This is a genomic window from Actinokineospora auranticolor (genome assembly GCF_002934265.1).
Taxonomy (GTDB): domain Bacteria; phylum Actinomycetota; class Actinomycetes; order Mycobacteriales; family Pseudonocardiaceae; genus Actinokineospora; species Actinokineospora auranticolor.
Map to the genome: position 1 here is coordinate 477,059 of NZ_PTIX01000004.1, position 24,472 is coordinate 501,530.

The following is a 24,472-nucleotide window of genomic DNA, read 5'->3' on the forward strand; positions in this document are numbered from 1 at the left end:
ACCGAAGACACGGAGCGCGTTCGCCGCATCGCGGAGAGTATTGGCAACTGTGATCGTGCGCGCACCGCGGACCCAAATGGTACAACTGTACTGTGACCGCCAACACAGTCGTGGGCGTCCCCAAGGAATCGGCCGCGGGCGAGCGGCGGGTCGCGCTCGTGCCGAAAGTGGTCGAGCGGCTGCGCGCCCGCAACCTCTCCGTGGTCGTCGAGCCCGGTGCCGGGCTCGCGGCGCTCATCCCCGACGACGCCTACGTCCACTCCGGAGCCACGCTCGGCGACCCCTGGGCCGCCGACGTCGTGGTCAAAGTGGCCCCACCGAACGAAACCGAGGTCGGCGCGCTGCGCGCCGGGTCCGTCCTCATCGGCTTCCTCGCCCCGCTGACCGACCCCGGCAAGGCGAAAGCGTTGCGCGAGCGGGGAGTCACCGCGTTCGCCATGGAGTCCATCCCGCGCATCTCCCGCGCGCAATCGATGGACGCCCTGTCCTCGCAGGCCAACGTCGCGGGCTACCGCGCGGCCATGCTCGCCGCCGAGCACCTCACCCGGTTCTTCCCGATGCTGACCACCGCCGCGGGCACCGTGCCGCCCGCCAAGGTGCTCGTGCTCGGCGTCGGCGTGGCCGGGCTGCAGGCGCTGGCCACCGCGCGCAGGCTCGGCGCGCACACCACCGGCTACGACGTGCGGCCCGAGGTCGCCGACCAGGTCCGCTCGGTCGGCGCGCAGTGGCTGGACCTGGGCATCGAGGCGGCGGGCAGCGGCGGCTACGCCCGCGCGCTCACCGACGCCGAGCGCGAGGAGCAGCAGCGCCAGCTCGGCAAGGCCATCACCGGGTTCGACGCGGTGATCACCACCGCGCAGGTCCCCGGCCGCACCGCGCCGACCCTGGTCACCGCCGAGGCCGTCGAGGGCATGCGGGCGGGCAGCGTGGTGGTCGACCTGGCGGGTGAGTCCGGCGGCAACTGCGAGCTGACCGAGCCCGGCGAGATCGTCGTCGCGCACTCGGTCACCGTCGCGTCCCCGCTGAACCTGCCCGCCACCATGCCCGAGCACGCCAGCGAGCTGTACGCGCGCAACGTGCAGGCGCTGCTGGAGCTGCTAGTCGACGCCGACGGCGCGCTGTCGGTCGACTTCACCGACGAGGTCGTCGCCGGTGCCTGCGTCACGAAGGAGGCGTAGATGCTGGTCGAGAACCTGGCCGTGCTCGTGCTCGCGGGCTTCGTCGGCTTCGCGGTGATCTCCAAGGTGCCCAACACCTTGCACACACCGCTGATGTCGGGCACCAACGCCATCCACGGCATCGTGCTGCTCGGCGGACTCATCGTCGCGGGCCTGGGCGCCGAGGGCGTGCTGGACAAGGTCCTGCTGGTCATCGCCATCGCCTTCGGCACGATCAACGTCATCGGCGGGTTCCTGGTCACCGACCGGATGCTGGGCATGTTCAAGAACGGGCCCAAGCGGGACGGGAGCGCGAAGTGAGCCGCGAGACCGGGATCCAGCTCCTCTACATCGTCGCTTTCGCCCTGTTCATCTACGGCCTGATGGGCCTGACCGGCCCGCGCACGGCCGTGCGCGGCAACTGGATCGCGGCGGCGGGCATGGGGGTCGCGGTGGTCGCCACGCTGCTGACCCCCGGCCTGGGCAACTGGTGGCTGATCCTGCTCGGCGTGGCGATCGGCACCGCGGTCGGCGTGCCGTCGGCCCGGCAGGTCAAGATGACCGCCATGCCGCAGATGGTGGCGCTGTTCAACGGCGTCGGCGGCGGGGCGGTCGCGCTGATCGCCTGGGTCGAGTTCCGGGAGAGCGCCGGGTTCGCGCACGCCCCCGGGCACGTCGCCGTGGCCAGCCTGTTCTCGGCGGTCGTCGGCTCGGTGTCGTTCTGGGGCTCGCTGGTCGCCTACGGCAAGCTCCAGGAGGTCATCACCGGCCGCCCGGTCGGCATCGGGAAGCTCCAGCAGCCGCTGAACCTGGTGCTGCTGCTCGTGTCCGCCGCGTGCGCGGGGGTGATCATCGGCGGTGGTGACGCCGAGGTGCTGATCCTGGGCCTGCTGCTCTCCGCCGCCGCGCTCGGCGTGATGGTCGTGCTGCCCATCGGTGGCGCGGACATGCCCGTGGTGATCTCCCTGCTCAACGCGCTCACCGGGCTCAGCGCCGCGGCCATGGGCCTGGCCCTGGACAACACCGCGCTGATCGTCGCGGGCATGATCGTCGGCGCGTCCGGCACCATCCTGACCAACCTGATGGCCAAGGCGATGAACCGCTCCATCCCGGCGATCGTCGCGGGCGGCTTCGGCGGCGGGGGCGGCGCGGGACCCGCGGCGAGCGGGGACCAGACGGTCCGGCGCACCAGCGCCTCGGACGCGGCCGTGCAGATGGCCTACGCCAACCAGGTCATCATCGTCCCCGGCTACGGCATGGCGGTGGCCCAAGCCCAGCACGCGGTGCGGGAGCTGGCGGACATGCTGGAGGCGCGCGGCGTCGAGGTCTACTACGCCATCCACCCGGTCGCGGGCCGGATGCCCGGCCACATGAACGTGCTGCTGGCCGAGGCGGACGTGCCCTACGAGCGGCTCAAGGAGATGGAGGACATCAACCGCGAGTTCAGCCGCACCGACGTGGCCGTGGTCATCGGCGCCAACGACGTCACCAACCCGGCGGCGCGCACCGACCCGTCCTCGCCGATCTACGGCATGCCGATCCTCAACGTCGACGAGAGCCGGTCGGTGATCGTGCTCAAGCGCGGCATGGCGCCCGGGTTCGCCGGGGTCGACAACGCGCTGTACTTCGACGCCAAGACCAGCATGCTCTTCGGCGACGCCAAGTCCTCCGTCGCCGAGGTCACCGAGGAACTCAAAGCCCTCTGACCCGCGTCGGCGGTCTCTGCCATGCTTTCCCCCATCCGGTCGAGCGGTGGGAGGACCAGCAATGCAGTGGACCCTGGAAGTCGTCGTGGTGCCGGTCAGCGACGTGGACGTCGCCAAGGAGTTCTACGCCGAGAAGGTCGGTTTCGTCCTCGACCACGACACCTCGTTCGGGGACAACCGGTTCGTGCAGCTCACCCCGCCCGGGTCGGGCTGCTCGATCGTGCTCGGCCCGAAGCTGGAGAAGGTCGCGCCGGGTGAGCTCGGCGGCGTGCAGCTCGTCGTCAACGACCTGTGGGCCGCGCACGCGGAGCTGTCCGCGCGGGGCGTGCAGGTCAGCGAGGTCCAGTTCGCCTCGCCGCAGGGGTTCCGGGCCGCCACCGAGGAGGACGACCTCAACAACGCCGGGTTCCTCTTCTTCGCCGACCCGGACGGCAACAGCTGGACGGTCCAGCAGATCACCGCTCGCGCGTGAGACCCCTCTACCGGCACCCCGTCGAGCGGGTGGGACTGCTGTGGACGGCGGTCGCCTGCGCGCTCGGCGCGGGACTCGGGGTGGCGTTGTGGTCGCCGGGCTCCGGGCTCGACAAGACCGCGCTGCTGCTGGCGGCGGGTGTCACCGCCGTGGCCACGGGCTACCAGGCGCTGTTCCCGTACTGCTTCGTGCGCGACGGCCGGGTCGGCGTCCGCACCGTGCGCGGGCTGCGCACGGTGGCGGTCGCCGAGGTCACCGGGGTCCAGCGGCGGGACGCGCGGGCGCCGTTGGGCCGGGCCGTCTACCGCTACCCGGCACTGACCGTCGGTGGCCGCACGATCCCGTTGGACCGGGCCCACTACCGGCCGGGAACGCGGCGGGAACAGCGGATCGAACAGTTCCTGCGGGCCATCGAACCCGTCGCCCTTGCCGCCGGAGAGGCCACCGGATCGATTACCGGGGCGACCGCCGGGATGATCACCGACTGAGCCGCCGGTATTCGCTCTTCCGCTTGTCGCCAGCGGGAAAACCGGCCGCGCGCGGCCGTGGTTTGCCCGGCGCGGCGCGGCGGATTCCAGGGAAACACCTAGACCGGACGAGCACGCGAAAACGGTTCGGAAGAAGGGGCACGAGTGCCCGGAGTGGACCGTCGACCCCGCGGTGGTGGACGTCCTCGGTGGATCGCGCGGTGTTCGGGTGACACGGTGTTCACGCGGGTGTCCAAAGCGAGCCTGACCGGCCGAAGTGGTCCGTGGTCCGCTATGGCCCGCGTTTTCCCCCGCCCGCCGGCCTGGACCCCCGACTGGTTCCAGGCGCGACACGCGGTGCCCGGCCCGCGCGGCCGGGAAAAGCGGCGGGATCAGCCGCCGTGCGCCTCTTGGAACTTCATCACCAGCGCGGCCGGGATGCGGCCGCGCTCGGCGACCGTCTCACCCTGGCTGCGGGCCCATTCGCGGATGGCCTGGTTGTCCTGCCGGTCGGTGCCGAAGCGGCGGACGACGAGGCCGTTCTTCGCTTTCCGGCTACCGGTGCGCCGGGCGTGCCCGACGAACTCCGCGAGCGAATCCCGCAGTCGCGTCGCGTTCTCTCTCGACAGGTCGATCAGGAAGTCCACCCCGTCGATGGCGAAGGCGACGGTCTCGTCGGCTTGGCCGCCGTCGAGGTCGTCGACAAGCTCCACCACGGTCTTCTGCGCCACGGTTTCCTCCGTGTGATGAGAGTTCGTTTCCTGCACGGGGCCGACACCTTTAGCGAGGGTCCCGGTCACGGCCCGGTATTGGCGAACCGATCACCGCCGAACTGTATCGCCCGACCCGGCCCGAGAACCACCCAGGAGGTCCAAGAGGCGGTCTCTCGGAATAGTAGTACCCCATCGGGCGTTACCGGTCCACTAGCGGGAATGCGACGTGTCCGATTCGGCTGGTCTGGTGCGGCCCTTGGCCCCTGTCTCTTCGCCGCCATCGTCGGCGCTGGTCATCCCAAATGGCGGCGCAATATCACCCGTGGGATCACGGGTATTTGCCCCCCAGGCAACATGAGGATCGGTCAGTCATTTCCGAGCCGCGCCGAGAAGGCCGGACGGGTGAAACCCTGCCTTCTCGTGGTTAGAGTTCGCCGCGTGGCCATCGACCTGACACCGTTCCCGCGCGCCACCCTCGGCCATTGGCCGACGCCGCTGCGGGCCTGCCCGCGGCTCGGCGCCGCGCTCGGTGGCGGCCCCGGCCCGCTGGTCAAGCGCGACGACGTCGGCGCGCTCGGCGTCGGGGGCAACAAGCTGCGCAAACTGGAGTTCCTGCTGGGTGCCGCGGTGGCCGACGGGGTCACCCGGGTGATCACCTTCGGCGCGCTGCAGACCAACCACGGCAGGCTCACCGCGGCCGCGTGCGCGAGCCTCGGGCTGCGCTGCGACCTCGTCCTCACCCGCGACGTCCCGCGCACGGGTGAGGCGTACGAGCGGTCCGGCAACATGGCGCTGCACCGGCTCTACGGCGCCACCGTGCACGTCTGCGCGGAGGCCGAGGTCGCCGGGGTGGTCGCGGCGCTGACCGCCGAGGCCGGTGGGGTCGCGGTTCTGCCTGTCGGTGGGTCCAACGCGGTTGGGGTGCTGGGTTACGTGGCCGCCACCGCCGAGCTGTTCGCCCAGCTCGACGCGGAGGGGATCGAACCCGACCGGATCGTCGTCCCGGTCGGCAGCGCGGGCACCGCGGCGGGCGTCGTGGCCGGTGTCGCCCTGCTCGGCCGCACCACCCGCGTCGACGGCGCCTGCGTGTCGCGCACCGCCGCCGAGTCGCTGGCCACCATCCGCCGGTTGGCGGGGGAGGCGGCGGCGCTGCTCGGCCAGGAGATCGACCTGGCCCACGCGCACGCCGACGACCGCGCGGTCGGCCCCGGCTACGGCATCCCGACCGACGCGATGTGGGAGGCGCTGGGCCTGTTCGCGCGGACCGAGGGGATCACCCTCGACCCGGTGTACACGGGCAAGGCGGCGGCGTACCTGGTCGACGCCACCCGGTCGGGGGAGATCGGGCGTGAGGAGACCGTGGTCTTCCTGCACACGGGCGGGCTGCCGGGATTGTTCGCGTACGCGCCGGACCTGGAGGGCAGCCCGGCCTTCAGCTCGCCTGCCTGAGTCCGGCAGCCGTTCGGGGTCGGTTCGGTCGCCTGCGGAACACCGCGGAGTTGTCCACAGGGCGTTCCCGAGCCCTGCCGCTCGACCGGTTTCCGCAGGTAGAATGGTAAATAGGGGTTCCCTTCTCGCGGGGGACCCCTCGCGGGTGTTGGGCTGCCGGGCGTTGGGGTGCCGGGAGTTGGGCGGCTGGCAGGCCAGGGCCAGACGGCTGGGAGGCCGGGCCCGGTAGGGCCGGACGGCAGGGCGGGCGCGGGGCGGCGGGGTAGGTGGGCGCGGGGGACGGCGGAGATCGGCTGCCGGGCGGGGCCTCGGGTGAGTCAGCCCGCGAGGCTGAGGCGGAGGGCGCGGTCGGCGATGGCGAGCAGGGCCGGGTCGTCCGGGCGGGACGGCTGGTCCAGCCAGACCGCCTGCACCAGCTTCACGCTGTTGCCCTCCTGATCACTGGCCCGCGCCGCCGCGTCGAAGGTGGGGGGTGGGGTGGTGGGCCAGGCGACGCCCTCGGCGGACTGGTCGACGACGGCGCCCGTGTCCGGGCGGTCCGCCAGCGCGCGCAGTTCCACGGCCGACGCGCTCCCGGAGATCCGCACCACGCCGACCAGCACCGCGGCTCGGCGGCCGTTCTCCGTCGCCTCGAACCGGCCGCGCAGGAGTTCGGCGCAGCCGTTGCGTTCCAGCCAGGTGCGCAGCTGGCCGCTGGTGTGCGTCGCGCAGTCGGTCTGGGTGGCCTCGCCGCGCGGGGTGAACACCAGGCCCTGTTGGGGCGCGGGCGCCGGGGGTGCGTGCGGGATCGGGGGGCCACCGTCGGCCGCCGCGACGGCCAGGGCCACGCCCGCGACCAGCAGCAACGCCACCAAGACCCCGATCGCGATCGGTAACCGGCGTCGGGGTGGCGGTGTGGGGGCCGGGCGCGGGGGAGCGCCCGGGACGGGCGGGAGGATCGTGGTGCGCTCGGCGCTCGCCGCCGCGGACATGCCGTCCGGGAAGCCCTCGGCGACCAGGTCGGCGTCGTCCAGGTCGAGGTCGGCGTGCAGGGCGTGCAGGATCCGGCGCAGCTCGTCGACCGGGCAGGGGCGGCTGTGCGTGGTCAGCTCGCGGGTCACCGTCAGCAGGGGCGTCGGCGCCGGGTGCAGGATCCGCACCCCGCGCTCCAGGTCGGTGGCGGGTTGGTCGACCCGGCCGACGTACGGGCCGACGGCCACCACCGTCGACACCGGCAGCGGCCTCGGCTGCGCCCGCCGCACGACGGCCGCCACCGCGGCGGTCGCGGCCAACGCCCCGTCCCCCGGCGCGCGGTCGCCCACCTGCGGCACCGCCCCGTCGGCCCGCCACGGTTCGCCCAGCGGGGCCGACAACCACACGGCCGGGCGCGGCAGGTCCACGCCGAGGACCACCAGCACCCCGCGCGGGGTGATCACGACCGCCTCGACCGGCGAGCCGAACTCCGGCGGTCGCACGCCCAGCAGCGCCACCCCGCCCGCCACGGCGTCGCCGCGACCCCACGAGGTCAGCGCCGCGCGCAGATCCCGGCCGACACCCGACGTCGGCTCACCGACCCGGACCAAGCGCACGCCGACTCCTCCTCGACCGGCCCCCCGCACGGCAGTTGGTGGGTTTTCCACCACATCCCGCCTGACACGCTAGCGCCAGTGACCCCCGAGCGGGTGGTCGGACGTCGGAAGGTAGCCACCTGGCGCCAACCGTCACCCCTGGGTGGGTACACCGCTCGGGGATGGGATGAAGATCGCAGGCAACTCGGACGTTGCTCGGACGTCCTAGTGATCAACGAGATCGTCGGGTGTGCCGCGCCGACCGCGCCGAAAGCGGCACGCCCGGTGCCGCGCTGTCCGCATTCGGCGCGGAATAGGTGGGGCGTGGGTTGTTTTCGTGGTTCGTGTGGCCAAAGTGTCCGGAAGCAGGGCACAATGAGCGCCGGGAATACCACGTGTGACGCAGGCACCCGTTGATCGCGCAGGACGTAGGGGAAGACGATCCTCGTCGAGCAGCGGAGGTCAGCAGTGAGCACCCGTGGAAACACCCAAGGTGTGGTGTACGTCCACTCGTCGCCGGCTGCGGTATGTCCGCACGTCGAGTGGGCGATTTCCGGCACCCTCGGGGTGCGCGCCGAGTTGCGCTGGACCGCGCAACCCGCCGCCCCCGGCCAGTTGCGCGCCGAGTGCGCGTGGACCGGCGACGCGGGCACCGGCGGCAAGCTGGCCGCCGCCCTGCGCGCCTGGCCGATGACCCGCTTCGAGGTCACCGAGGAGCCCAGCCCCGGCGTCGACGGCGAGCGGTTCTGCTACGCGCCCACCCTCGGCCTCTGGCACGCCCGCACCAGCGCCAACGGCGACATCGTGGTGTCCGAGGACCAGCTGCGCGCCATCGCGGCGTCCGCGCGCGGCGGCGAGTCCTTCGCGTTCAAGGTCGACGAACTGCTCGGCGCCTCCTGGGACGAGGCGCTGGAGCCGTACCGGCGCGCAGGCGATGGGGCACCTGTTACCTGGTTGCACCGCGTCGGCTGAGAACCGTGTGGCACGCTGGCGCCGTGCACCCGAGCAGCACCCCCAGACCGGAGCGCCAGCGCTGGCTGCTGCCGGTCGTGCTCGTCGCCGTGGTGATCTGCGCCGCGGCGGCGATGGTCGCGCGCGAGCTGTACGCCACCGGCAACGCCACCGCGGCCACCCCGTCGCCGATCCTGCCGAGCGAGAACGTGATCCCGCCCAGCGCCCGGCCGGGGCCCCGGGACGTGCGCGCCACCCAGGACGCCATCCGGCACCCGCTCTACGAGACGGTCCGCCAGCTGCTGCAAACCCATTTCGACGCCATCAACGGCAAGAACTACGCGCGTTGGCGAACCACCGTCACCGACGCCCGGGCCAAGGACATGCCCGAGGACAACTGGCGCTCGGCGTACCGCAGCACCCAGGACGGCACGATTGTCGTCTACCGCATCGAGACCGGTCCGGCGAACAACGCGCGGGTGCTGCTGTCTTTCGTCAGCCAGCAGGACCCGGCCGACGCGCCGCTGGAATTGCCGGTCGGCTGCATCCGCTGGAACGTGGTGTTCCCGCTGACCGTGGCCGCGGGCGAGTGGCGCATCGACGCCGGTGCCACCAGCGCCTCTCCCCAGCACGACAGCTGCTGATTCCCCGGCCCATCACGACCGGGTGACGGAGAAGCGGGGCGGGCCGACTCGGCCGCGCCCCGCTTTCCACGAACCACCCCCGGCTCCGCTCAGGCGGCGGTGAACAGCAGCGCCACGTTGTGGCCGCCGAAGCCGAAGGAGTTGTTGATCGCCGCGGTCAGCTCCACCTTCCGCGCCTCGCCCGCCACCACGTCGAGCCCGACCTTGGGGTCGAGGTTCTCCAGGTTCCGGGTCGCCGGGATCACGCTGTGGTAGATCGACAGCAGCGCGATGATGCTCTCCACCGCGCCCGCGCCGCCGACCAGGTGGCCGAAGGAGCTCTTCGGCGCGGTCACCAGCACGTGCTCGCCCAGCGCCTTGCGGATCGCCGCCGCCTCGCCGACGTCGCCCACCACGGTCGAGGTGGCGTGCGCGTTGACGTGGCCGACGTCGGCCGGGCTCAGCCCGCCCATCCGCACCGCCTGCTCCATGGCCCGGATCTGGCCGATGCCGTCCGGGTGGTTGCCGGTGATGTGGTAGGCGTCGGCGGTCATGCCGTAGCCGGTGATCCGGCCGTAGACCCGGGCGCCGCGGGCCGCCGCGTGCTCGGCCCGCTCCAGCACCACCACGCCCGCGCCCTCACCGAGCACGAACCCGTCGCGCTGGGTGTCGAACGGGCGCGAGGCCCGCTCCGGCGCGTCGTTGCGGGTGCTCAGCGTCCGGGACTGGCAGAAGCCCGCCACGGTGATCGGGTGGATGCAGGCGTCCGCGCCACCGGCGATGACCACGTCCGCGCGGCCGTTCTGGATCATCTGGTACGCGTTGGCGATGCCCTCCGCGCCCGACGCGCACGCCGAGGCGACGGTGTGCACACCCGCCCGGGCGCGCAGGTCGATGCCCACGTGCGCGGCCGGGCCGTTGGGCATCAGCATCGGCACCGTCAGCGGCGAGACCTTGCGCAGCCCGTGCTCCTCCAGGAGGTCGTCCTGGTCGAGCAGGGTGAGCGGGCCGCCGATCCCGGTGCCGATGCTGACCCCGAGGCGATCCGGGTCCACCGGCTCGTGCTCCTCGGTCGGCGGCTCGTACCCGGCGTCGGCCCACGCCTGCCTGGCGGCGATGAGCGCGATCTGCTCACACCGGTCCAGCCTGCGGGCCTGCACGCGGGGCAGGACCTCGGTCGGCTCGACGGCCAGCGGCGCGTGCAGCCGGGCCGGGAGGTCGTAGCGCTCCGCCCAGTCCGTGGTGTTCGCCCGGATGCCGTTCCGACCGGCGAGCAGGGCATCCCAGGTGGACGAGACGTCACCGCCGAGCGGCGTGGTCGCGCCAAGCCCGGTGATGACGACATCGACGTTGCTCATGGAATTTCCTTCGCGAGCGGGTGAAAGGATGGCTTGGCCAGGTGCCGGATCGGCACGGGGGGAGCCGGGGGAGTGTCCGGCCGGGGGAGCGTCAGGAGTGCGCGGAGACGTACTTGAGCGCGTCGCCGACCGTCTTCAGGTTGGCCAGCTCGTCGTCCGGGATCTTGACGCCGAAGCGGTCCTCCGCCTGCACGGCGATCTCCACCATGGACAGCGAGTCGATGTCCAGGTCGTCCACGAAGGACTTGTCGGCGGTGACGTCGTCGGGCGAGACACCCGCGACCTCTTCGACGATCTCCCCGAGGCCCTCGAGGATCTGCTCGTCGCTGAACTTCTCCGACATGGGTTGCACTGTCCTTCCTCGTTCCACCCGCGGGTACCGCACCCGGCGGGGCCTTGCAGTCCCCCGGGGGCGCCCCGGGGGTGGCTCTCAGCGCCCGCTAGGGGCAGATCACGACCTGCGCGGCGTAGGACAGGCCCGCGCCGAAGCCGACCAGCAGCGCCACGTCACCCGGCTTGACCCGGCCCGCGGCCCGCATGTGGTCCATGGCCATGGGGATCGACGCCGAGGAGGTGTTGCCCGAGTAGACGATGTCGTCGGCGACGACCATGTCCTCCCGGGCGCCGTGCGCGCGCAGCTTCTTGGCGATCGACTCGACGATGCGCAGGTTCGCCTGGTGCGGGATCAGCACGTCCACATCGGCCGGTGCCACGCCTGCGGCCTCCAGCGCGCGCAGCGCGATCGGCGCGATCCGGGTGGTGGCCCAGCGGAACACCGACTGGCCCTCCTGGAAGATCCACCGGTCGTCGCGCAGCCGGATCATGTCGGTCAGGTCGCCCGCGCTGCCCCAGACCACCGGGCCGATGCCCGGCTCGTCGGCCGGGCCGACCACCGCGGCGCCCGCGCCGTCGGCGAAGATGATCGCGTTGGCCCGGTCCTCGTGGTCCACCCAGTCGGTCAGCTTCTCCGCGCCGATCACCAGCACCCGCCGCGCCGAGCCCGCGCGGACCAGGTCCGACGCGGTGCCCAGGGCGTAGCAGAAGCCCGCGCACGCGGCGTTGAGGTCGAACGCGCCCGCCGCCTTGACCCCGATCCGGTCGGCCACCTGGGCGGCGCCGTTGGGGATGGGGGTGGGCATGGTGCAGTTGGCCAGGATCACCGTGTCCGCGTCCGACGGCGACAGCCCGGCGTCGGCCAGCGCCTTGGCGCCCGCGGTGACCGCCATGTCGACCAGCTTCTGGTCCTTGGCCGCGAACCGGCGTTCGACGATGCCCACCCGCTCGCGGATCCACTCGTCGGTGGTGTCCATCCGCTCGGAGAGCTCGTGGTTGGTGACGATGCGCTCGGGCTGGAACGAGCCGACGCCGAGGATCCGGCTGGCCGCGGCCCCCGGGGCAAGTCGCAACGTGGTCATTCGGCACTCCCGATCAGCTCGACCACCGTGTCGAGGTCCGCGGGCGTCTTGAGGGCCACGGTGGGAACGCCCTTCAACTCGCGCTTGGCCAAACCGACCAGTGCGCCCGCGGGCGGGAACTCTACGACTGCCGAGACCCCGCGTTCCCCCATGGTCGCCATGCACGAGTCCCACCGCACCGGACTGGTGACCTGCGCCACCAACCGCTCGAGCACCTCGGCGCCCGAGGTGACCACCGCGCCGTCGGCGTTGGACAGCAGCGTCCTGGTCGCGTCGGCCGTGGTCACGCCCGCCGCGTGCGCGCGCAGCGCCTCCTGCGCCGGGGCCATGTAGTGGGTGTGGAACGCGCCCGCCACCTTGAGCGCGATCGCCTTGCTGCCCGCGGGCGGCTCGGCCGCCAACTTCTCCAGCGCCGCCTTCGCGCCCGCGGCCACGATCTGGCCCGCGCCGTTGCGGTTGGCCGGGACCAGGTCCAGCTCGGCGAGCCGGGCCAGGATGTCCTCCTCGGTGCCGCGCACCAGCGCGGCCATGCCCGTGGGCTCCAGCTCGCAGGCCTTCGCCATCTCCCGGCCGCGCACCGCGGCCAGCCGGACCGCGTCCTCGGCGCCGAGCACACCCGCGATCACCGCGGCCGCGAACTCGCCGATGGAGTGGCCCGCGACCAGCGCGTCCGCCGGGACCTCGACCCGCTCGGCCAGCTCACCGGCGGCCAGCAGGGTGGCCGCCACGATCAGCGGCTGGGTGATCGCGGTGTCCTTGATCTCGTCCGCGTCGGCGGTGGTGCCGAGTCGGGCCAGGTCGAGCCCGGCGACCTCGGACCAGCCCGCCAACCGCTCGGCGGTACCGGGGAGTTCGAGCCAGGGCGCGAGCATGCCGGGGGCCTGGGAACCCTGCCCGGGTGCGAGGAGTGCGATCACGTGTCAACCCAACACCGACAGCCCGCCTCGACTGCATGCCGCCGCTCACCAAGTCGTAGCGGTTCGTTTGTAGGAAACCTCCAAAAGTCACCGGGCAATTACCCTGACGTACGGGTATTCGTTGTCAGTTGTCGTGGCAGACACCACACAGTTACCTACCGTTGCCCGCCCGCACGCGATCACCAGAGGCCGCGCGCCCGCGACAGCCTGCCCACCGCGAGGGCCACGCTCAGCACCAGCGCGTCGCGGGGGTCGCCCGCGTTGCGGCCGGTCAGCTCGGCCGCCTTGCGCAGCCGGTACCGCACGGTGTTCGGGTGCACGAACAGCTGCCGCGCGCACGTCTCGAGCACCCCGCCGGTGGCCAGGTACGCCTCGACCGTCTCCTGGAGCGCGCCGCCCGCGTCCTCCAGCGGTCGCGCTACCCGGTCGATGAGCTGCCACTCGGCCTCCGGGTCGCCCGCCAGCGCCCGTTCCGGCAGCAGGTCGGCCGAGCGCACCGGGCGCGGCGCGGTCGGCCAGGCGACCACCGCGCGCAGCCCGGACAGCGCGTCCGCGGCGCTGCGGTGGGCCTCGGCGATGCTCGCCACGGTCGGCCCCGCCACCACCGCGCCGACACCGAACGCGGCGGACATCTTCACCAGGGCCTCGTGGTCGACGGCGTCCTCGGTGGGGCCCGCCAGCACCACGACCAACCGTGAGCCCTGCACGCCGAGCAGCACCGGCCTGCTCATCCGCGCGGCCCGGCTGCGCACCTCGTAGAGCACCGTCGGCGGGTCGTCCGACGGCGGGTTGCCGACCAGCACGGTCGCCTCGGCGGCCGGGTCCCAGCCCAGGGCCGCGGCCCGGGACAGCAGGGACTCCTCGGCGTCGCCGCGGACGATGCCGTCGACCACCAGGGCCTCCAGCCGGGCGTCCCACGCGCCCCGGGCCTCGGCGGCGGAGGCGTAGGACATGGCGGAGGCGAAGGCCACCTCGCGGCCGTAGCGCAGGACGGCCTCGGAGAGCACGGCGCGCTCGGCGTCGTCGGCGGCCAGGTCGGGCACCAGCTGCTCGAAGATCTGCAGCGAGACCCGCACCATCTCGACGGTCTGCCGCAGGCTAATCCACCGGGACAGGTCCCGCGGCGCGCCGCGGAAGGTGTCGGTGGTCAGCCGCAGGGCCTCGCGGGGGTCGCGCAGCCAGGCGGTGAAGCCCGCGACGCCGTTCTGCGCGACGAGCAGGACGGATGCCCGCTGGTCCGCGGGCATCCGCCCGAACCAGGCGAACTGCTCGTCCATCACCGCGACAGCCGCCGCCGCAAGCTTGCCGGAGGCCCGTTCGACGGCCGCGACGGTCGCCTCCGACAACCCCTCCGACGCAGCGCTCATCCCACCACCCTAGGAGGTGCGCAAGCACACTTGCGCACCTCCCGGGCGCGTCCGATCAGGGGACGCGGGTCAGCCAGGGGCGGAGGTCGATCAGGTCGGACCCGGACGCCGCGAGCTTGGCGGCCAGTTCGGGGGTGAGGGCGACGGCTTCGGCGATGGCCCGGCCGTCCTCGACCTCGCGCAGGTACACGCCGGTGGCCGGGTCCTCCATCAACGGCGCCAGCACGTCGTCCGACACCTGCCGCGCCCGTTCCTGGTCGGCGATGGTCGACCTGCCGGGCGCCACGACCGTGCAGAGGTTGCCCGTGTAGCGGGCCCGCAACTCGCGCCGCGCGGCGCGCGGGTCACCGTTGACGACCTCGACGACCAGCACCTGGAGGAACCTCGGCGTTCCGGTCTGGGCGGGCGTCATGCCCAGGCGCAGGGGGTGGAACTGCTCGGGGTGCTGGGACAGGTACTCCCGCACCGCGGTCTCGTCCATCGGCCCCGCCTGCCAATCGCCCGGCGGGGCGGGGCAGGGAACACCTCTTTCGAGAGGGCCGAACGGGTCTTGCTCGCTGAGCTTGGCCGCGGACTGGGAGGTGACGGTGAGTCCGCCGTCGCGCCAGACACCGCGCAGGGTCAGGTTGGCCCAGTGCTCGGTCGCGGGGTCGAGCCCGGTGACGGGTACCCCGAAGTGGCACGGCTGGGTTTCGGGCGCACTCCCCCCGGGCACCGGGGCGATGGCGCAGAACCGCGCGGGGACACCGGGGAGGATGCGGGCGTACCCGGTCGCCTCCACCGTGTCCCCGTCCCGCACGACCTCGGCGCGCGGCGCGGGCGCGGCAGGCGAAATCGTCACGAACGGCTCTTCCGCCGCCGGGTTGCTCGCCGAACCGCCGCTCGGCGACCCGCTCGGCCACAGCACAACGGCCCCGACGCTGATCACGACGACCGCCGCCGCCACCGCCCCGACCCGCCAACGCCGCTCGACCCCGAACCGTTCGAGGTCCACCTCCGGCGGGGGCGGTTGCGCTTCCCGCCACTCCCGTCCGGCTTCCCGCAGCATCTCGTCCACCGGATCACCCATCAGACACCTCCAGTCGCACCCGCAACTTCGCCCTGGCATCCGCCAACGTCGACTTGACCGTCCCCACCCCACACCCCATGACCTGCGCCGTCTCCGCCACGGAGAGATCGACGAAGTACACGCAATCCACCGCCAGCCGCTGCCGCTCAGTCAGGCAGGCCAGCGCCTCCCAAAGGTCAAGCTGCTCCTCGACCCCACCCACAACCACAGGTGTTTCGGGCACGTCCCCGGGCTCCGGCACCTTCACCCGCCGCGCCTTCCGAACCTGGTCCACGACAATCGCCGCCAACCAAGCCCGCGCCGTCCCCCGACGGGGATCGAACTGCCCCCGCTTCACCCAGGCCCGAGCCAACGCCTCCTGCACCACGTCATCCCGCTCAAGAACCCCGTAATAGGCCCCCACCCGCCTGGCCACCCCAGCCATCACCCCAGATGCGGCCGCACCCACTCCGCGAACAACTCCACCCGCCCCGGCACCCCACCACCACCCATCACACCCCCTCTACCCACCCCCACCCCACCCCGGTTGGCCCCGTAACCACCCCGTGACCACCCGCCCCACCCATCGCCAGGAGAACCGCGCCTCACCACACCACCGCGCCAACACGGAGTGCGGAATCACAAAAAGCACCGCCAGACAGGCCAACGCAACCAAGCAACGGAGAAGTCACCAGCCAACGACACCAAGGCGAGGGAATCCAAGAACTCCGCCGCGCCCCACCCCGTGCCAACCCCAACCCGCTGGTTCAGTCACCAGGACACGCTTCACCAGCCAGATGCACCAACCGCGAAATCCGGGTTTTCCGCCCACCCCGCCCCGGTGCCACCCTGTGCCAGCCCCCACTCGCTGGTTCAGTCACCAAGACACGCTTCACCAACCAGATGCACCAACCCGCAACCCAGGTTTTCCGCCCACCCCGCCCCGGTGCCACCCCTGTGCCAGCCCCCACTCGCTGGTTCAGTCACCAGGACACGCTTCACCAGCCAGATGCACCAACCCGCAACCCAGGTTTTCCGCCCACCCCGCCCCGGTGCCACCCCTGTGCCAGCCCTCACTCGCTGGTTCAGTCACCAGGACACGCTTCACCAGCCAGATGCACCAACCGCGAAATCCGGGTTTCCGTCCACCCCGCCCCGGTGCCACCCCTGTGCCAGCCCCCACTCGCTGGTTCAGTTCCGTACGCACCGTGGGGGTCTGGGGGGTCGCCCCCCGAAACAAAAAACGCCCGATCAAGGTAAGCGTGTTCCGCGAACACGGTTGCCTCGATCGGGCGGGCCGCCCGGCATGTCGGTGCGCTCGATGCCGGGCGGCCCATCTCCCCGGTCCCCACCGGTGTTTCCACTATGGAACGTTGCGAGCGCGGTTGCCAGGCGAGGGCGGATTGTTCCCCCTTTCGTGGCATGGCACGGCGTGTCCTTCTGCGGGAACACACAGCTCGCGGCTCTTGTTCACCCCGGTGAGACGAGGGAGGGCGTCGTGCGCGTGCTGCTCGATAGTTCGATCGTGGTGTTCGGGGAGCGGATCTCCTATGCGGAGCTGTTCGGGCAGGTGTTCGCGTTGGCCGTGGTCTTCCTGGCGCAGCGGCGGACGCTGTGGACCTGGCCCGTCCAGTTGGTCTCGGTGGTCCTGCTCTTCACCGTCTACGTCTCCGCGCACCTGGGCGGTCTCGCCGTCCGGCAGGTGGTCGTGGGGCTCATCGCGCTGTACGGCTGGTGGGCGTGGACCCGCCGCCGGGACCCGGTCTTCGGGGTCGCGGTCCGCCGGGCGACGGGTAGGCAACTGACCGCGGTGGCGGTGGCGTTCGCGGTCGGCACGGCCGTCTTCGCGCTGGTGCTCGACGCGCTGGAGGCGTCGTGGGCGCCGTGGCCCGACGCGGCGATCTTCATCGGGACGGTGCTGGCCTTCGGCCTGCAGGCCTGGGGGCTGGTCGAGTTCTGGCTGGTCTGGCTGGTGGTCGACGCCATCGGGGTGCCGTTGCAGCTCAGCTCCGGCCTGTGGTTCAGCGCGGTCGTCTACACCGTCTTCGCCGCGCTGGTGGTCTACGGCTGGGTCAGCTGGTACCGCTCGGCCGCGCAGCAGCACCAGCGGGTGGCCGCCTGAACCGCGGAGGGCGGGGTCCGTGCGGACACCGCCCTCCGCGGGAACTCAGGCCGAGCCCGGGTCCGACGTCTGCGGGCCCGCCGCCGACACGTCGTCGATGCGGTACTTCGCCGCCGCCTCGACGACCGTCGAGCGCGGCACCTCGCCGCGCCCGGCCAGGGCGGCCAGCACGCCGACCGTGATCGACTCGGCGTCGACCAGGAAGTGCCTGCGGGCCGCGGGCCGGGTGTCGGAGAAGCCGAAGCCGTCGGTGCCCAGGGTGAGCATGTCGGTCGGCACCCACGGGCGGATCAGGTCCGGCACCGCGCTCATCCAGTCCGACACCGCCACGACCGGGCCGACGCCCTCGGACAGCACCGAGGTCACGTACGGCACGCGCGGCTCGGCCTGCGGGTGCAGCAGGTTGTGCCGGTCGATCTCCACCGCCTCGCGGCGCAGCTCCGACCAGGACGTGGCCGACCACACCTCGGCGCCGACGCCCCACTCCTCGGCGAGCAGCCGCCGCGCCTTGAGCGCCGCGGGCATCGTCACGCCCGAGACCAGGATCCGCGCCCGCGGACCGTCGGCCGACGGCGCCTCCTGGTACCGGTACAGGCCGCGCAGCAGGCCCTCGACGTCGAGGTTCGCGGGCTCGGCGGGCTGCTGGTACGGCTCGTTGTAGATCGTGAGGTAGTAGAAGATGTCCTCGGCCTGCTCGCCGTACATTCGGCGCAGGCCGTCGCGCACGATGTGCGCGAGCTCGAAGGACCACGCGGCGTCGTAGGACACCACGGCCGGGTTGGTCGCGGCCAGCAGCAGCGAGTGCCCGTCGTTGTGCTGCAGGCCCTCACCGGTCAGCGTCGTGCGGCCCGCCGTGGCGCCGAGCACGAAACCGCGCGCCATCTGGTCGGCCGCGGCCCACAGGCCGTCGCCGGTGCGCTGGAAGCCGAACATCGAGTAGAAGATGTAGATCGGCACCATCGGCTCGCCGTGCGTGGCGTACGAGGTGCCCGCCGCGGTGAACGACGCCGTCGACCCGGCCTCGTTGATGCCCTCGTGCAGGATCTGGCCCTGCTCGCTCTCCTTGTAGGACAGCATCAGCGACGCGTCCACCGAGGTGTAGAGCTGGCCCAGCGGGTTGTAGATCTTCTGCGTCGGGAACATCGAGTCCATGCCGAACGTGCGCGCCTCGTCCGGGATGATCGGCACCAGCCGCGGCCCGATCTCCGGGTCCTTGGCCAGGTCGCGCACCAGCCGGACGAACGCCATCGTGGTGGCGACCTCCTGCTTGCCCGACCCGCGCTTGAGCACGTCGTAGACCTTGTCGCCGGGCAGCACCAGCGCCTTGGACTTGGTCCGCCGCTCCGGGGAGTAGCCGCCGAGCTGGCGGCGCCGCTCGGTCAGGTACTGGATCTCGGGGGAGTCCGGTCCCGGGTTGTAGTACGGCGGCAGGTACGGGTTCTTCTCGAGGTCCGCGTCCTCGATCGGGATGCGCAGCGTGTCCCGGAACGCCTTGAGGTCGTCCAGGGTCATCTTCTTCATCTGGTGCGTGGCGTTGCGCGCCTCGAAGTGCGGGCCGAGGTTGTAGCCCTTGATCGTCTTGGCCAGGATGACCGTCGGCTGGCCGTGGTGCTCGGTGGCCGCCTGGTACGCCGCGTACACCTTGCGGTAGTCGTGGCCGCCGCGCTTGAGGTTCCAGATGTCCTGGTCGGACATCGGCGTGACCAGTTCCTTCGTGCGCGGGTCGCGGCCGAAGAAGTGCTCGCGGACGAACGCGCCGTCGTTGGCCTTGTAGGTCTGGTAGTCGCCGTCCGGGGTGGTGTTCATCAGGTTGATGAGCGCGCCGTCGCGGTCGCCGTGCAGCAGCGCGTCCCACTCGCGGCCCCAGACGACCTTGATGACGTTCCAGCCCGCGCCGCGGAAGAACGACTCCAGCTCCTGGATGATCTTGCCGTTGCCGCGCACCGGGCCGTCGAGCCGCTGCAGGTTGCAGTTGATGACGAAGGTCAGGTTGTCCAGCTGCTCGTTGGCGGCCACGTGGATCAGGCCGCGCGACTCCGCCTCGTCCATCTCGCCGTCGCCGAGGAACGCCCATACCCGCTGGTCGGAGGTGTCCTTGATGCCCCGGTCGCGCAGGTACCGGTTGAACCGGGCCTGGTAGATGGCGTTCATCGGGCCCAGACCCATGGAGACGGTCGGGAACTCCCAGAAGTCCGGCATCAGCCGCGGGTGCGGGTAGGACGGCAGGCCGCCGCCGGGGCCCGCGTGCGAGAGCTCCTGGCGGAAACCGTCCAACTGGGAGGTCGAGAGCCTGCCCTCGAGGAAGGCGCGGGCGTAGATGCCGGGGGAGGCGTGGCCCTGGACGTAGATCTGGTCGCCGCCGCCGGGGTGGTCCTTGCCGCGGAAGAACCAGTTGAAGCCCACCTCGTACAAGGTCGCGGAGGAGGCGTAGGTGGAGATGTGGCCGCCGACACCCACACCGGGGCGCTGCGCGCGGTGCACCGTCATCGCCGCGTTCCACCGGATCCACGCGCGGTAGCGGCGCTCCACCTCCTCGTCACCGGGGAACCACGGCTCCTGCTCGGTGGGGATGGTGTTGACGTAGTCGGTGCTGGTGAGCGCGGGCACCCCGACGTGGCTCTCGCGGGCCCGCTCCAGCAGGCGCAGCATCAGGTAGCGCGCGCGCTGCTGCCCACCGCCGCGCAGGGCGGCGTCGAAGGACTCCAGCCACTCCGCGGTCTCCTCCGGGTCGATGTCCGGCAGGTGAGCGGCGATGCCGTCGCGGATGACGCGGACGCGCTCGGGGGTGGGCTGGTTGTTCTGCGTGGCCAACTTCGAGCTCCAGCCTGGGTTGAGGACAAGATTTCCGCGCGCGCGATATCACGCGCCTAGGGGACACTCTGCCATGTTCGACCCCGCGCGCCGCGCCGTCACCGTGCCTACTGGCCGGTACGGCGGTGTGGGGTTGTTCGCACCGCTCGCTGCCTGGACGTCCCGGCGGCGTGTCGAACAGCAGACGGTTGCGCTGGCGGGCACAGTCAGTGTTCGCTATCGCCTAACCGAACAGGCACAACGCGGCCGACGGCCCTCCAGGAGGGTCGGAACGCCGCGTCGAGCACAACTGGAGGAGTGACACCGTGGTGGCCGCGGGAGACGCCGGGAACGCCGACGTCGCCGACAAGCTGGGGATCGAGACTGGCGCCGTTGTCCAGGAGATCGGGTGGGACGAGGACGTCGATGACGACCTGCGTGCCGCCGTCGAGGAGCGGATCGGCTCCGACCTGCTCGACGAGGACGCCGACGAGGTGGTCGACGTCGTGCTGCTGTGGTGGCGCGAGGACGACGGCGACCTGGTCGACGCGCTGATGGACGCCATCGGGCCCCTCGCCGACGACGGCACGATCTGGGTCCTGACCCCGAAGACGGGCCGCCCCGGGCACGTGGAGCCCAGCGACATCGCCGAGGCCGTGCCGACCGCGGGGCTCGCCCAGACGTCCAACATCAGCGTCGGACCGGACTGGTCCGGCACCAGGCTGGTATCGCCCAAGTCGGTGAAGACCAAGCGCTAGCGCGGCGCTGGTCCCAAGCGGCGGTCACCCGGGCGGTCACCCGCCCGGGTGGCCTAGGCTGGCCGAGCACAGTTCCGGGCGCGACACGCGCCCCCAGCCAGGAGGTTGCCGGGTATGGCGGTCGAGGTCGGTTCGAAGGCCCCGGACTTCACGCTCAACGACTACAACAAGCAGCCGGTCAAGCTGTCGGACTACCAGGGCTCGAAGAACGTCCTGCTGGTGTTCTACCCGTTCGCGTTCAGCGGCATCTGCCAGGGCGAGCTCTGCCAGGTCCGCGACGAGCTGGCGAACTACAGCGACAGCAACGTCCAGGTCGTCGGTGTGTCCGTGGACACGCCGTTCAGCCTCAAGGCGTGGGCCGAGCAGCAGGGCTACCAGTTCCCCCTGCTCTCCGACTTCTGGCCGCACGGCGAGGTCGCCAAGACCTACGGCGTCTTCAACGAGGCGGCGGGCCTGGCCAACCGCGGCACGTTCCTGATCGACACCGAGGGCACCGTCCGCTTCGCGGAGATCAACGCCCCCGGCGAAGCCCGCGACCAGGACGCCTGGAAGAAGGCCGTCGCCGCCCTGTAGCGTCAAGTCTTCCCCCGCCGCGCGACCCGCTCGCGCGGCGGACCCGGGCGCATAGCTCAGCGGGAGAGCACTCGGCTTACACCCGAGCGGTCGCAGGTTCGAATCCTGCTGCGCCCACGACCTCAGGAGAGGTGTGTTCGCGGAGAGCGCGAACCGGGTCGGTCGTCATTGAATCTGGGGGCCGAGCCCCCAGACCCCCACGGTGCGGTGTGTTCCCGAACCAGCGTGGGCGTGTAGGCGCGGAATCCGTGAGCGCGGAGTTCGTGGGTGCGTGGGCGCGGGGGTTGTGTAGCGCTTGTGGTGGTCTGGGTGGGGTTGTTGGTGCGGGGTGTTCGCATGTGCATATTGATGGGCTGGGTGTGAATCCGCGTAGGTGCGGAATGTGTATTTGTTTTGGCTGGTGAGGGTGTTCGGGTGACGGTGGGCTTGCCTGGGCGTGGTTCTTTGCTGGTTGTCGGGGGAAGTTTTTACTGCGAGCATGCGCCTGACTTTGTGGAGGCGATGGTGAGCGGTGGTGCGGGTTCGTCGGGTCGCCAGGGTGTGGTCAGCAGTCTGATCGGTCGGGAGCTGAATGGGCCTGCCGTGCAGGCGAATGTTGTTCGGGGGGATCTTGTTGTCAATCCGCCGCCCGCTCGACTGGGGGGTAGGGCCGGGGTGGCGGTGGGAATGTCCGTGCTGGTGACGATGATGTTCGCCGCTAGTGTGCCGACCTCTTCGGCGGGTCGGACTTCCGCTTCCGTTGTGCCTGATGTCGGTAGGTTGGTGACATTTCTGCGCCTGTGGTCGACGCCGCAGGCTTCCTTTGATTTTGAAGCGTCGTTCGCCGTGGTCGGTCCGCTGGATGACCGCAAGGACGCGACCGTGCAGTGCGTCGACCCTGGGGATGGTCGGCTGGGGTGTCCTGTGGGGGAGAATGTCGCGTGGTCGGTTCTCCTGCCTGACCATTCCGGGGTCATCGAGATGAATGGCTCGGCTGGATTGGACCCGCGGAGTTGCCCGCGGCAGGCGGAATCGTATTTCAAGGGGTCGCTCGTGGTGCGTCCCGGCAAGGTGTACTGCCTGTGGATCGACAACTCCAGAGGTGATGATCCGGCGAAGTGGGGGGTTGCCGCTTTTCGGATCTCCGGTGTGCTGGGGAGTAGGCCGGTCGATCCCGAAGCGGCGTTGCCGGTGGTTGTTGAGCGCGCGTTTCTCACTGCGGCGCAGAGGTAGGGCTGAGGGCTGGTGGGCCCGGCGCCGCCTCAGGGGACGGCGCCGGGGTTGGGGTTATGGGGCGTTGTAGGTGAGGGTGTATTGGCCGGAGCCGGTGACGGACTTGATTTGGTAGCGGTAGTAGCCGGCGGTGCCGTTGTAGGTCAGTGTTTCGGTGGGGTTTGTGGTGGTGGACTGGGCGACTGTGGGCCAGGTGGAGCCGTTCCACTTTTGGAGGGCTAGGTCGTAGTTGGTGCCTGTGGGGAACTTCAGGCAGGCCTGGTGGGGGCCGGAGACGGTGGTTTGGAAGAAGCTTCCGTCAGGTTGGTAGCCGGTCGCGCCCGCGGTCAGGGTGGCTGTCTTCGTCGTCTTCAAGGTGGGGCAGCCGGTGGGGTCGTTGCCGGTGACCGTCAGGGTGTAGGCGCGTGACAGTGTGGTGGGGGCGCCAGTGGCGGTGACGGTGATCGAGTAGGTGCCCGGTGGGGTGCTTGCTGACGTGGCCAGGGACAGGGTGGACGACTGGCCCGCGGAGACCGACGACGGGCTGAAGGCCACCGTTGTGCCTGTGGGGGCGCCGGTGGCGGAGAAGGTCAGCGTGGTGGTCGGTTGGCCGGTGGTTTGGACCGTGGCGGTCGTGGCGGCACCCGGGACGACGGTGCCCGAGGAGGGCTGGAGGGCGATGTCCGTCGGGTCGCCGGGGGTGGGGCCGCTGTTGTTGTCGATGTCGTTGCGGATCTCGTTGTAGACCAGGGTGATGCGCGTGCCCCAGTTCGGGCAGCCGCCCAGGTGGTGCAGGGCGATGACCTTGTGCGACGAGCCCGCCAGCACGGGTGAACCGGAGTTGCCGCCGGAGGAGTCGCAGCGGTAGCCGGTGTTCACGCCGGAGGACACCACGTCGATCTTGCAGGTGGCGCCGCCGTCGCTCTCCTCGTACAGGGACAGGCGCTTGGGCTTGATGTCGCCGTGGCCGGAGATGTAGATCCGCTCACCCGCGGTGGGTTCGCGGACGTCCAGGTAGAGCGTGCCGTACTGGCGGATGCTGTCGAAGTTGCTGACGCTGAACAGCGTGTAGTCCAGGTCCTGCAGGGAGCTGATCTTGATCAGTTCCTGCCCGCTGACCTTCGTGCCGGTACGCGGGTTGTTGCCGCCGCACGTGGCGCACTGGTAGTCGAACTGGAACTCGCTCGACCGCAGCTCGGCCGCGTCGCCGATGCAGTGCGCGTTGGTCAGCATCCGGTTGGTGTTGCCGACCCGCCACGCCGTGCACGAGCCCAGTCCGTTGACCAGCTGCCGGGCCACCGCGTTCGAACGGGCGTACTCGGTGGGGTGGCTGGTCTGGTAGCAGGCCACGTCGCGGCGGGCGTCGTTGCCGCAGACGCTCAGCGTCGTCGGGTTCTCCGCCGCGTACTCGGTCTGCGAGTAGCCCCGGTCGTACCGGGTGACGCGCACCCCGTAGCCGCGGCGCTTCAGCGACGCCGCGCTGCGATCGCCGGTCGCGTGCAGCGTGACCACGGCCGTGTCGCCGTCGATCGACATGGCGGCGAAGCCCGCGTCACCGTGCAGCGTGTACGACGAGCCCCGGGACAGGTCGCCGTAGTAGGTGTGCTTCTCCTTCCCGTCCGGCGAGGACACCGTCACGTAGTCGTCGCCGACCAGTTTCAGCGGCGCGAAATGCACCTTCACATAGGTGGCGCCGGGCGCGGAGATCCGGGTGCTCCACGAATTACCAGTATTCCCATAGCGAATTTCGGAAGACTTGGCCTCAATGGCTCCGGTGCGGGTCACGCGGGAGTTGAGGACCGGTGCCGTGAAGGTGGGTTCTGCCTGTTCAGAGGCACTTACCGGGGG

At 71.2% G+C, this 24,472-nt stretch carries 23 protein-coding genes and 1 tRNA gene; 13 read left to right on the forward strand and 11 right to left on the reverse strand.

Annotation, left to right across the window (positions count from 1 at the left end; genetic code table 11):
* The first annotated feature begins 92 nt into the window (after positions 1–92).
* The 5 genes from CLV40_RS10710 (at position 93) to CLV40_RS10730 (ending at position 3,823) form a co-directional block, all read left to right on the forward strand.
* Complete coding sequence (locus tag CLV40_RS10710) at positions 93–1,178, forward strand: Re/Si-specific NAD(P)(+) transhydrogenase subunit alpha (RefSeq protein WP_104478685.1); 1,086 nt, start codon at positions 93–95, stop codon at positions 1,176–1,178.
* Positions 1,179–1,478 (forward strand): NAD(P) transhydrogenase subunit alpha part 2, encoded by a 300-nt coding sequence (locus CLV40_RS10715; protein WP_104478686.1) that lies wholly within the window; start codon positions 1,179–1,181, stop codon positions 1,476–1,478.
* Complete coding sequence (locus CLV40_RS10720) at positions 1,475–2,863, forward strand: NAD(P)(+) transhydrogenase (Re/Si-specific) subunit beta (protein ID WP_104478687.1); 1,389 nt, start codon at positions 1,475–1,477, stop codon at positions 2,861–2,863. The genes CLV40_RS10715 and CLV40_RS10720 overlap by 4 nt, the downstream gene beginning before the upstream one ends.
* A gap of 61 nt (positions 2,864–2,924) precedes the next feature.
* A complete protein-coding gene (locus CLV40_RS10725) occupies positions 2,925–3,335 on the forward strand; it encodes a VOC family protein (protein WP_104478688.1) in 411 nt (136 codons plus the stop codon).
* The gene (locus tag CLV40_RS10730) at positions 3,332–3,823 is read left to right on the forward strand and encodes a hypothetical protein (protein ID WP_104478689.1); all 492 of its coding nucleotides are present in this window, start codon (positions 3,332–3,334) and stop codon (positions 3,821–3,823) included. Before CLV40_RS10725 ends, CLV40_RS10730 begins: the two co-directional genes overlap by 4 nt.
* A 371-nt stretch (positions 3,824–4,194) precedes the next feature.
* Here the strand turns inward: CLV40_RS10730 and CLV40_RS10735 are convergent, their stop codons facing one another.
* Positions 4,195–4,533 carry a histone-like nucleoid-structuring protein Lsr2 gene (locus CLV40_RS10735; protein ID WP_104478690.1) on the reverse strand — a complete coding sequence of 113 codons (339 nt, stop codon included), beginning with the start codon at positions 4,531–4,533 and terminating at the stop codon, positions 4,195–4,197.
* Positions 4,534–4,953: 420 nt separating this feature from the next.
* Between CLV40_RS10735 and CLV40_RS10740 the strand changes: the two genes are divergently transcribed.
* The gene (locus CLV40_RS10740; protein ID WP_425428231.1) at positions 4,954–5,964 is read left to right on the forward strand and encodes a D-cysteine desulfhydrase family protein; all 1,011 of its coding nucleotides are present in this window, start codon (positions 4,954–4,956) and stop codon (positions 5,962–5,964) included.
* Between the two features lie 317 nt (positions 5,965–6,281).
* Here CLV40_RS10740 and CLV40_RS10745 read toward each other — a convergent pair whose 3' ends face one another.
* A complete protein-coding gene (locus tag CLV40_RS10745) occupies positions 6,282–7,532 on the reverse strand; it encodes a hypothetical protein (RefSeq protein WP_104478692.1) in 1,251 nt (416 codons plus the stop codon).
* A 447-nt stretch (positions 7,533–7,979) separates the two neighbouring features.
* Between CLV40_RS10745 and CLV40_RS10750 the strand changes: the two genes are divergently transcribed.
* Both CLV40_RS10750 and CLV40_RS10755 read left to right on the forward strand, forming a co-directional pair.
* Positions 7,980–8,483 carry a DUF3145 domain-containing protein gene (locus tag CLV40_RS10750; protein WP_104478693.1) on the forward strand — a complete coding sequence of 168 codons (504 nt, stop codon included), beginning with the start codon at positions 7,980–7,982 and terminating at the stop codon, positions 8,481–8,483.
* Positions 8,484–8,506: 23 nt separating this feature from the next.
* Entirely contained in the window at positions 8,507–9,106 is a 600-nt protein-coding gene (locus CLV40_RS10755; RefSeq protein ID WP_146107987.1) for a hypothetical protein, read from the forward strand.
* A gap of 89 nt (positions 9,107–9,195) precedes the next feature.
* Here CLV40_RS10755 and CLV40_RS10760 read toward each other — a convergent pair whose 3' ends face one another.
* The 7 genes from CLV40_RS10760 to CLV40_RS10790 all read right to left on the reverse strand — a co-directional run bounded on the left by CLV40_RS10760 (position 9,196) and on the right by CLV40_RS10790 (position 15,614).
* Positions 9,196–10,443, reverse strand: a complete 1,248-nt coding sequence (locus CLV40_RS10760) for a beta-ketoacyl-[acyl-carrier-protein] synthase family protein (RefSeq protein ID WP_104478695.1) — start codon at positions 10,441–10,443, stop codon at positions 9,196–9,198.
* 91 nt (positions 10,444–10,534) lie between these two features.
* Positions 10,535–10,786 carry an acyl carrier protein gene (locus CLV40_RS10765; protein WP_104478696.1) on the reverse strand — a complete coding sequence of 84 codons (252 nt, stop codon included), beginning with the start codon at positions 10,784–10,786 and terminating at the stop codon, positions 10,535–10,537.
* Between the two features lie 97 nt (positions 10,787–10,883).
* The gene (locus CLV40_RS10770) at positions 10,884–11,858 is read right to left on the reverse strand and encodes a beta-ketoacyl-ACP synthase III (protein WP_104478697.1); all 975 of its coding nucleotides are present in this window, start codon (positions 11,856–11,858) and stop codon (positions 10,884–10,886) included.
* Positions 11,855–12,775: an ACP S-malonyltransferase gene (locus tag CLV40_RS10775; RefSeq protein ID WP_104478698.1), complete on the reverse strand. Its 921-nt coding sequence runs from the start codon at positions 12,773–12,775 to the stop codon at positions 11,855–11,857. The genes CLV40_RS10770 and CLV40_RS10775 overlap by 4 nt, the downstream gene beginning before the upstream one ends.
* Before the next feature lie 179 nt (positions 12,776–12,954).
* Positions 12,955–14,142, reverse strand: coding sequence for a PucR family transcriptional regulator (locus CLV40_RS10780; RefSeq protein ID WP_104478699.1), 1,188 nt, complete (start codon positions 14,140–14,142; stop codon positions 12,955–12,957).
* Between the two features lie 55 nt (positions 14,143–14,197).
* Complete coding sequence (locus tag CLV40_RS10785; RefSeq protein ID WP_104478700.1) at positions 14,198–15,211, reverse strand: hypothetical protein; 1,014 nt, start codon at positions 15,209–15,211, stop codon at positions 14,198–14,200.
* The gene (locus CLV40_RS10790) at positions 15,204–15,614 is read right to left on the reverse strand and encodes an RNA polymerase sigma factor (protein ID WP_219823943.1); all 411 of its coding nucleotides are present in this window, start codon (positions 15,612–15,614) and stop codon (positions 15,204–15,206) included. The genes CLV40_RS10785 and CLV40_RS10790 overlap by 8 nt, the downstream gene beginning before the upstream one ends.
* Before the next feature lie 1,074 nt (positions 15,615–16,688).
* Between CLV40_RS10790 and CLV40_RS10795 the strand changes: the two genes are divergently transcribed.
* On the forward strand, positions 16,689–17,312 hold the full coding sequence (locus CLV40_RS10795) for a nicotinamide mononucleotide transporter family protein (protein ID WP_104478701.1): 624 nt from the start codon (positions 16,689–16,691) through the stop codon (positions 17,310–17,312).
* A 45-nt stretch (positions 17,313–17,357) separates the two neighbouring features.
* On the opposite strand, the gene aceE is transcribed toward CLV40_RS10795, so the two are convergent.
* A complete protein-coding gene (gene aceE / locus CLV40_RS10800) occupies positions 17,358–20,123 on the reverse strand; it encodes a pyruvate dehydrogenase (acetyl-transferring), homodimeric type (RefSeq protein ID WP_104478702.1) in 2,766 nt (921 codons plus the stop codon).
* 305 nt (positions 20,124–20,428) lie between these two features.
* Between aceE and CLV40_RS10805 the strand changes: the two genes are divergently transcribed.
* The 4 genes from CLV40_RS10805 to CLV40_RS10820 all read left to right on the forward strand — a co-directional run bounded on the left by CLV40_RS10805 (position 20,429) and on the right by CLV40_RS10820 (position 22,645).
* Positions 20,429–20,860, forward strand: coding sequence for a DUF3052 domain-containing protein (locus CLV40_RS10805; RefSeq protein ID WP_104478703.1), 432 nt, complete (start codon positions 20,429–20,431; stop codon positions 20,858–20,860).
* A gap of 114 nt (positions 20,861–20,974) precedes the next feature.
* Positions 20,975–21,433: a peroxiredoxin gene (locus CLV40_RS10810; protein WP_104478704.1), complete on the forward strand. Its 459-nt coding sequence runs from the start codon at positions 20,975–20,977 to the stop codon at positions 21,431–21,433.
* Positions 21,434–21,478: 45 nt separating this feature from the next.
* A tRNA-Val gene (locus CLV40_RS10815) sits at positions 21,479–21,550 on the forward strand.
* A 549-nt stretch (positions 21,551–22,099) separates the two neighbouring features.
* Positions 22,100–22,645 (forward strand): hypothetical protein, encoded by a 546-nt coding sequence (locus CLV40_RS10820; RefSeq protein WP_104478705.1) that lies wholly within the window; start codon positions 22,100–22,102, stop codon positions 22,643–22,645.
* A gap of 54 nt (positions 22,646–22,699) precedes the next feature.
* On the opposite strand, the gene CLV40_RS39380 is transcribed toward CLV40_RS10820, so the two are convergent.
* Positions 22,700–24,307, reverse strand: coding sequence for a trypsin-like peptidase domain-containing protein (locus CLV40_RS39380; protein WP_245931205.1), 1,608 nt, complete (start codon positions 24,305–24,307; stop codon positions 22,700–22,702).
* Positions 24,308–24,472: the final 165 nt, after the last annotated feature.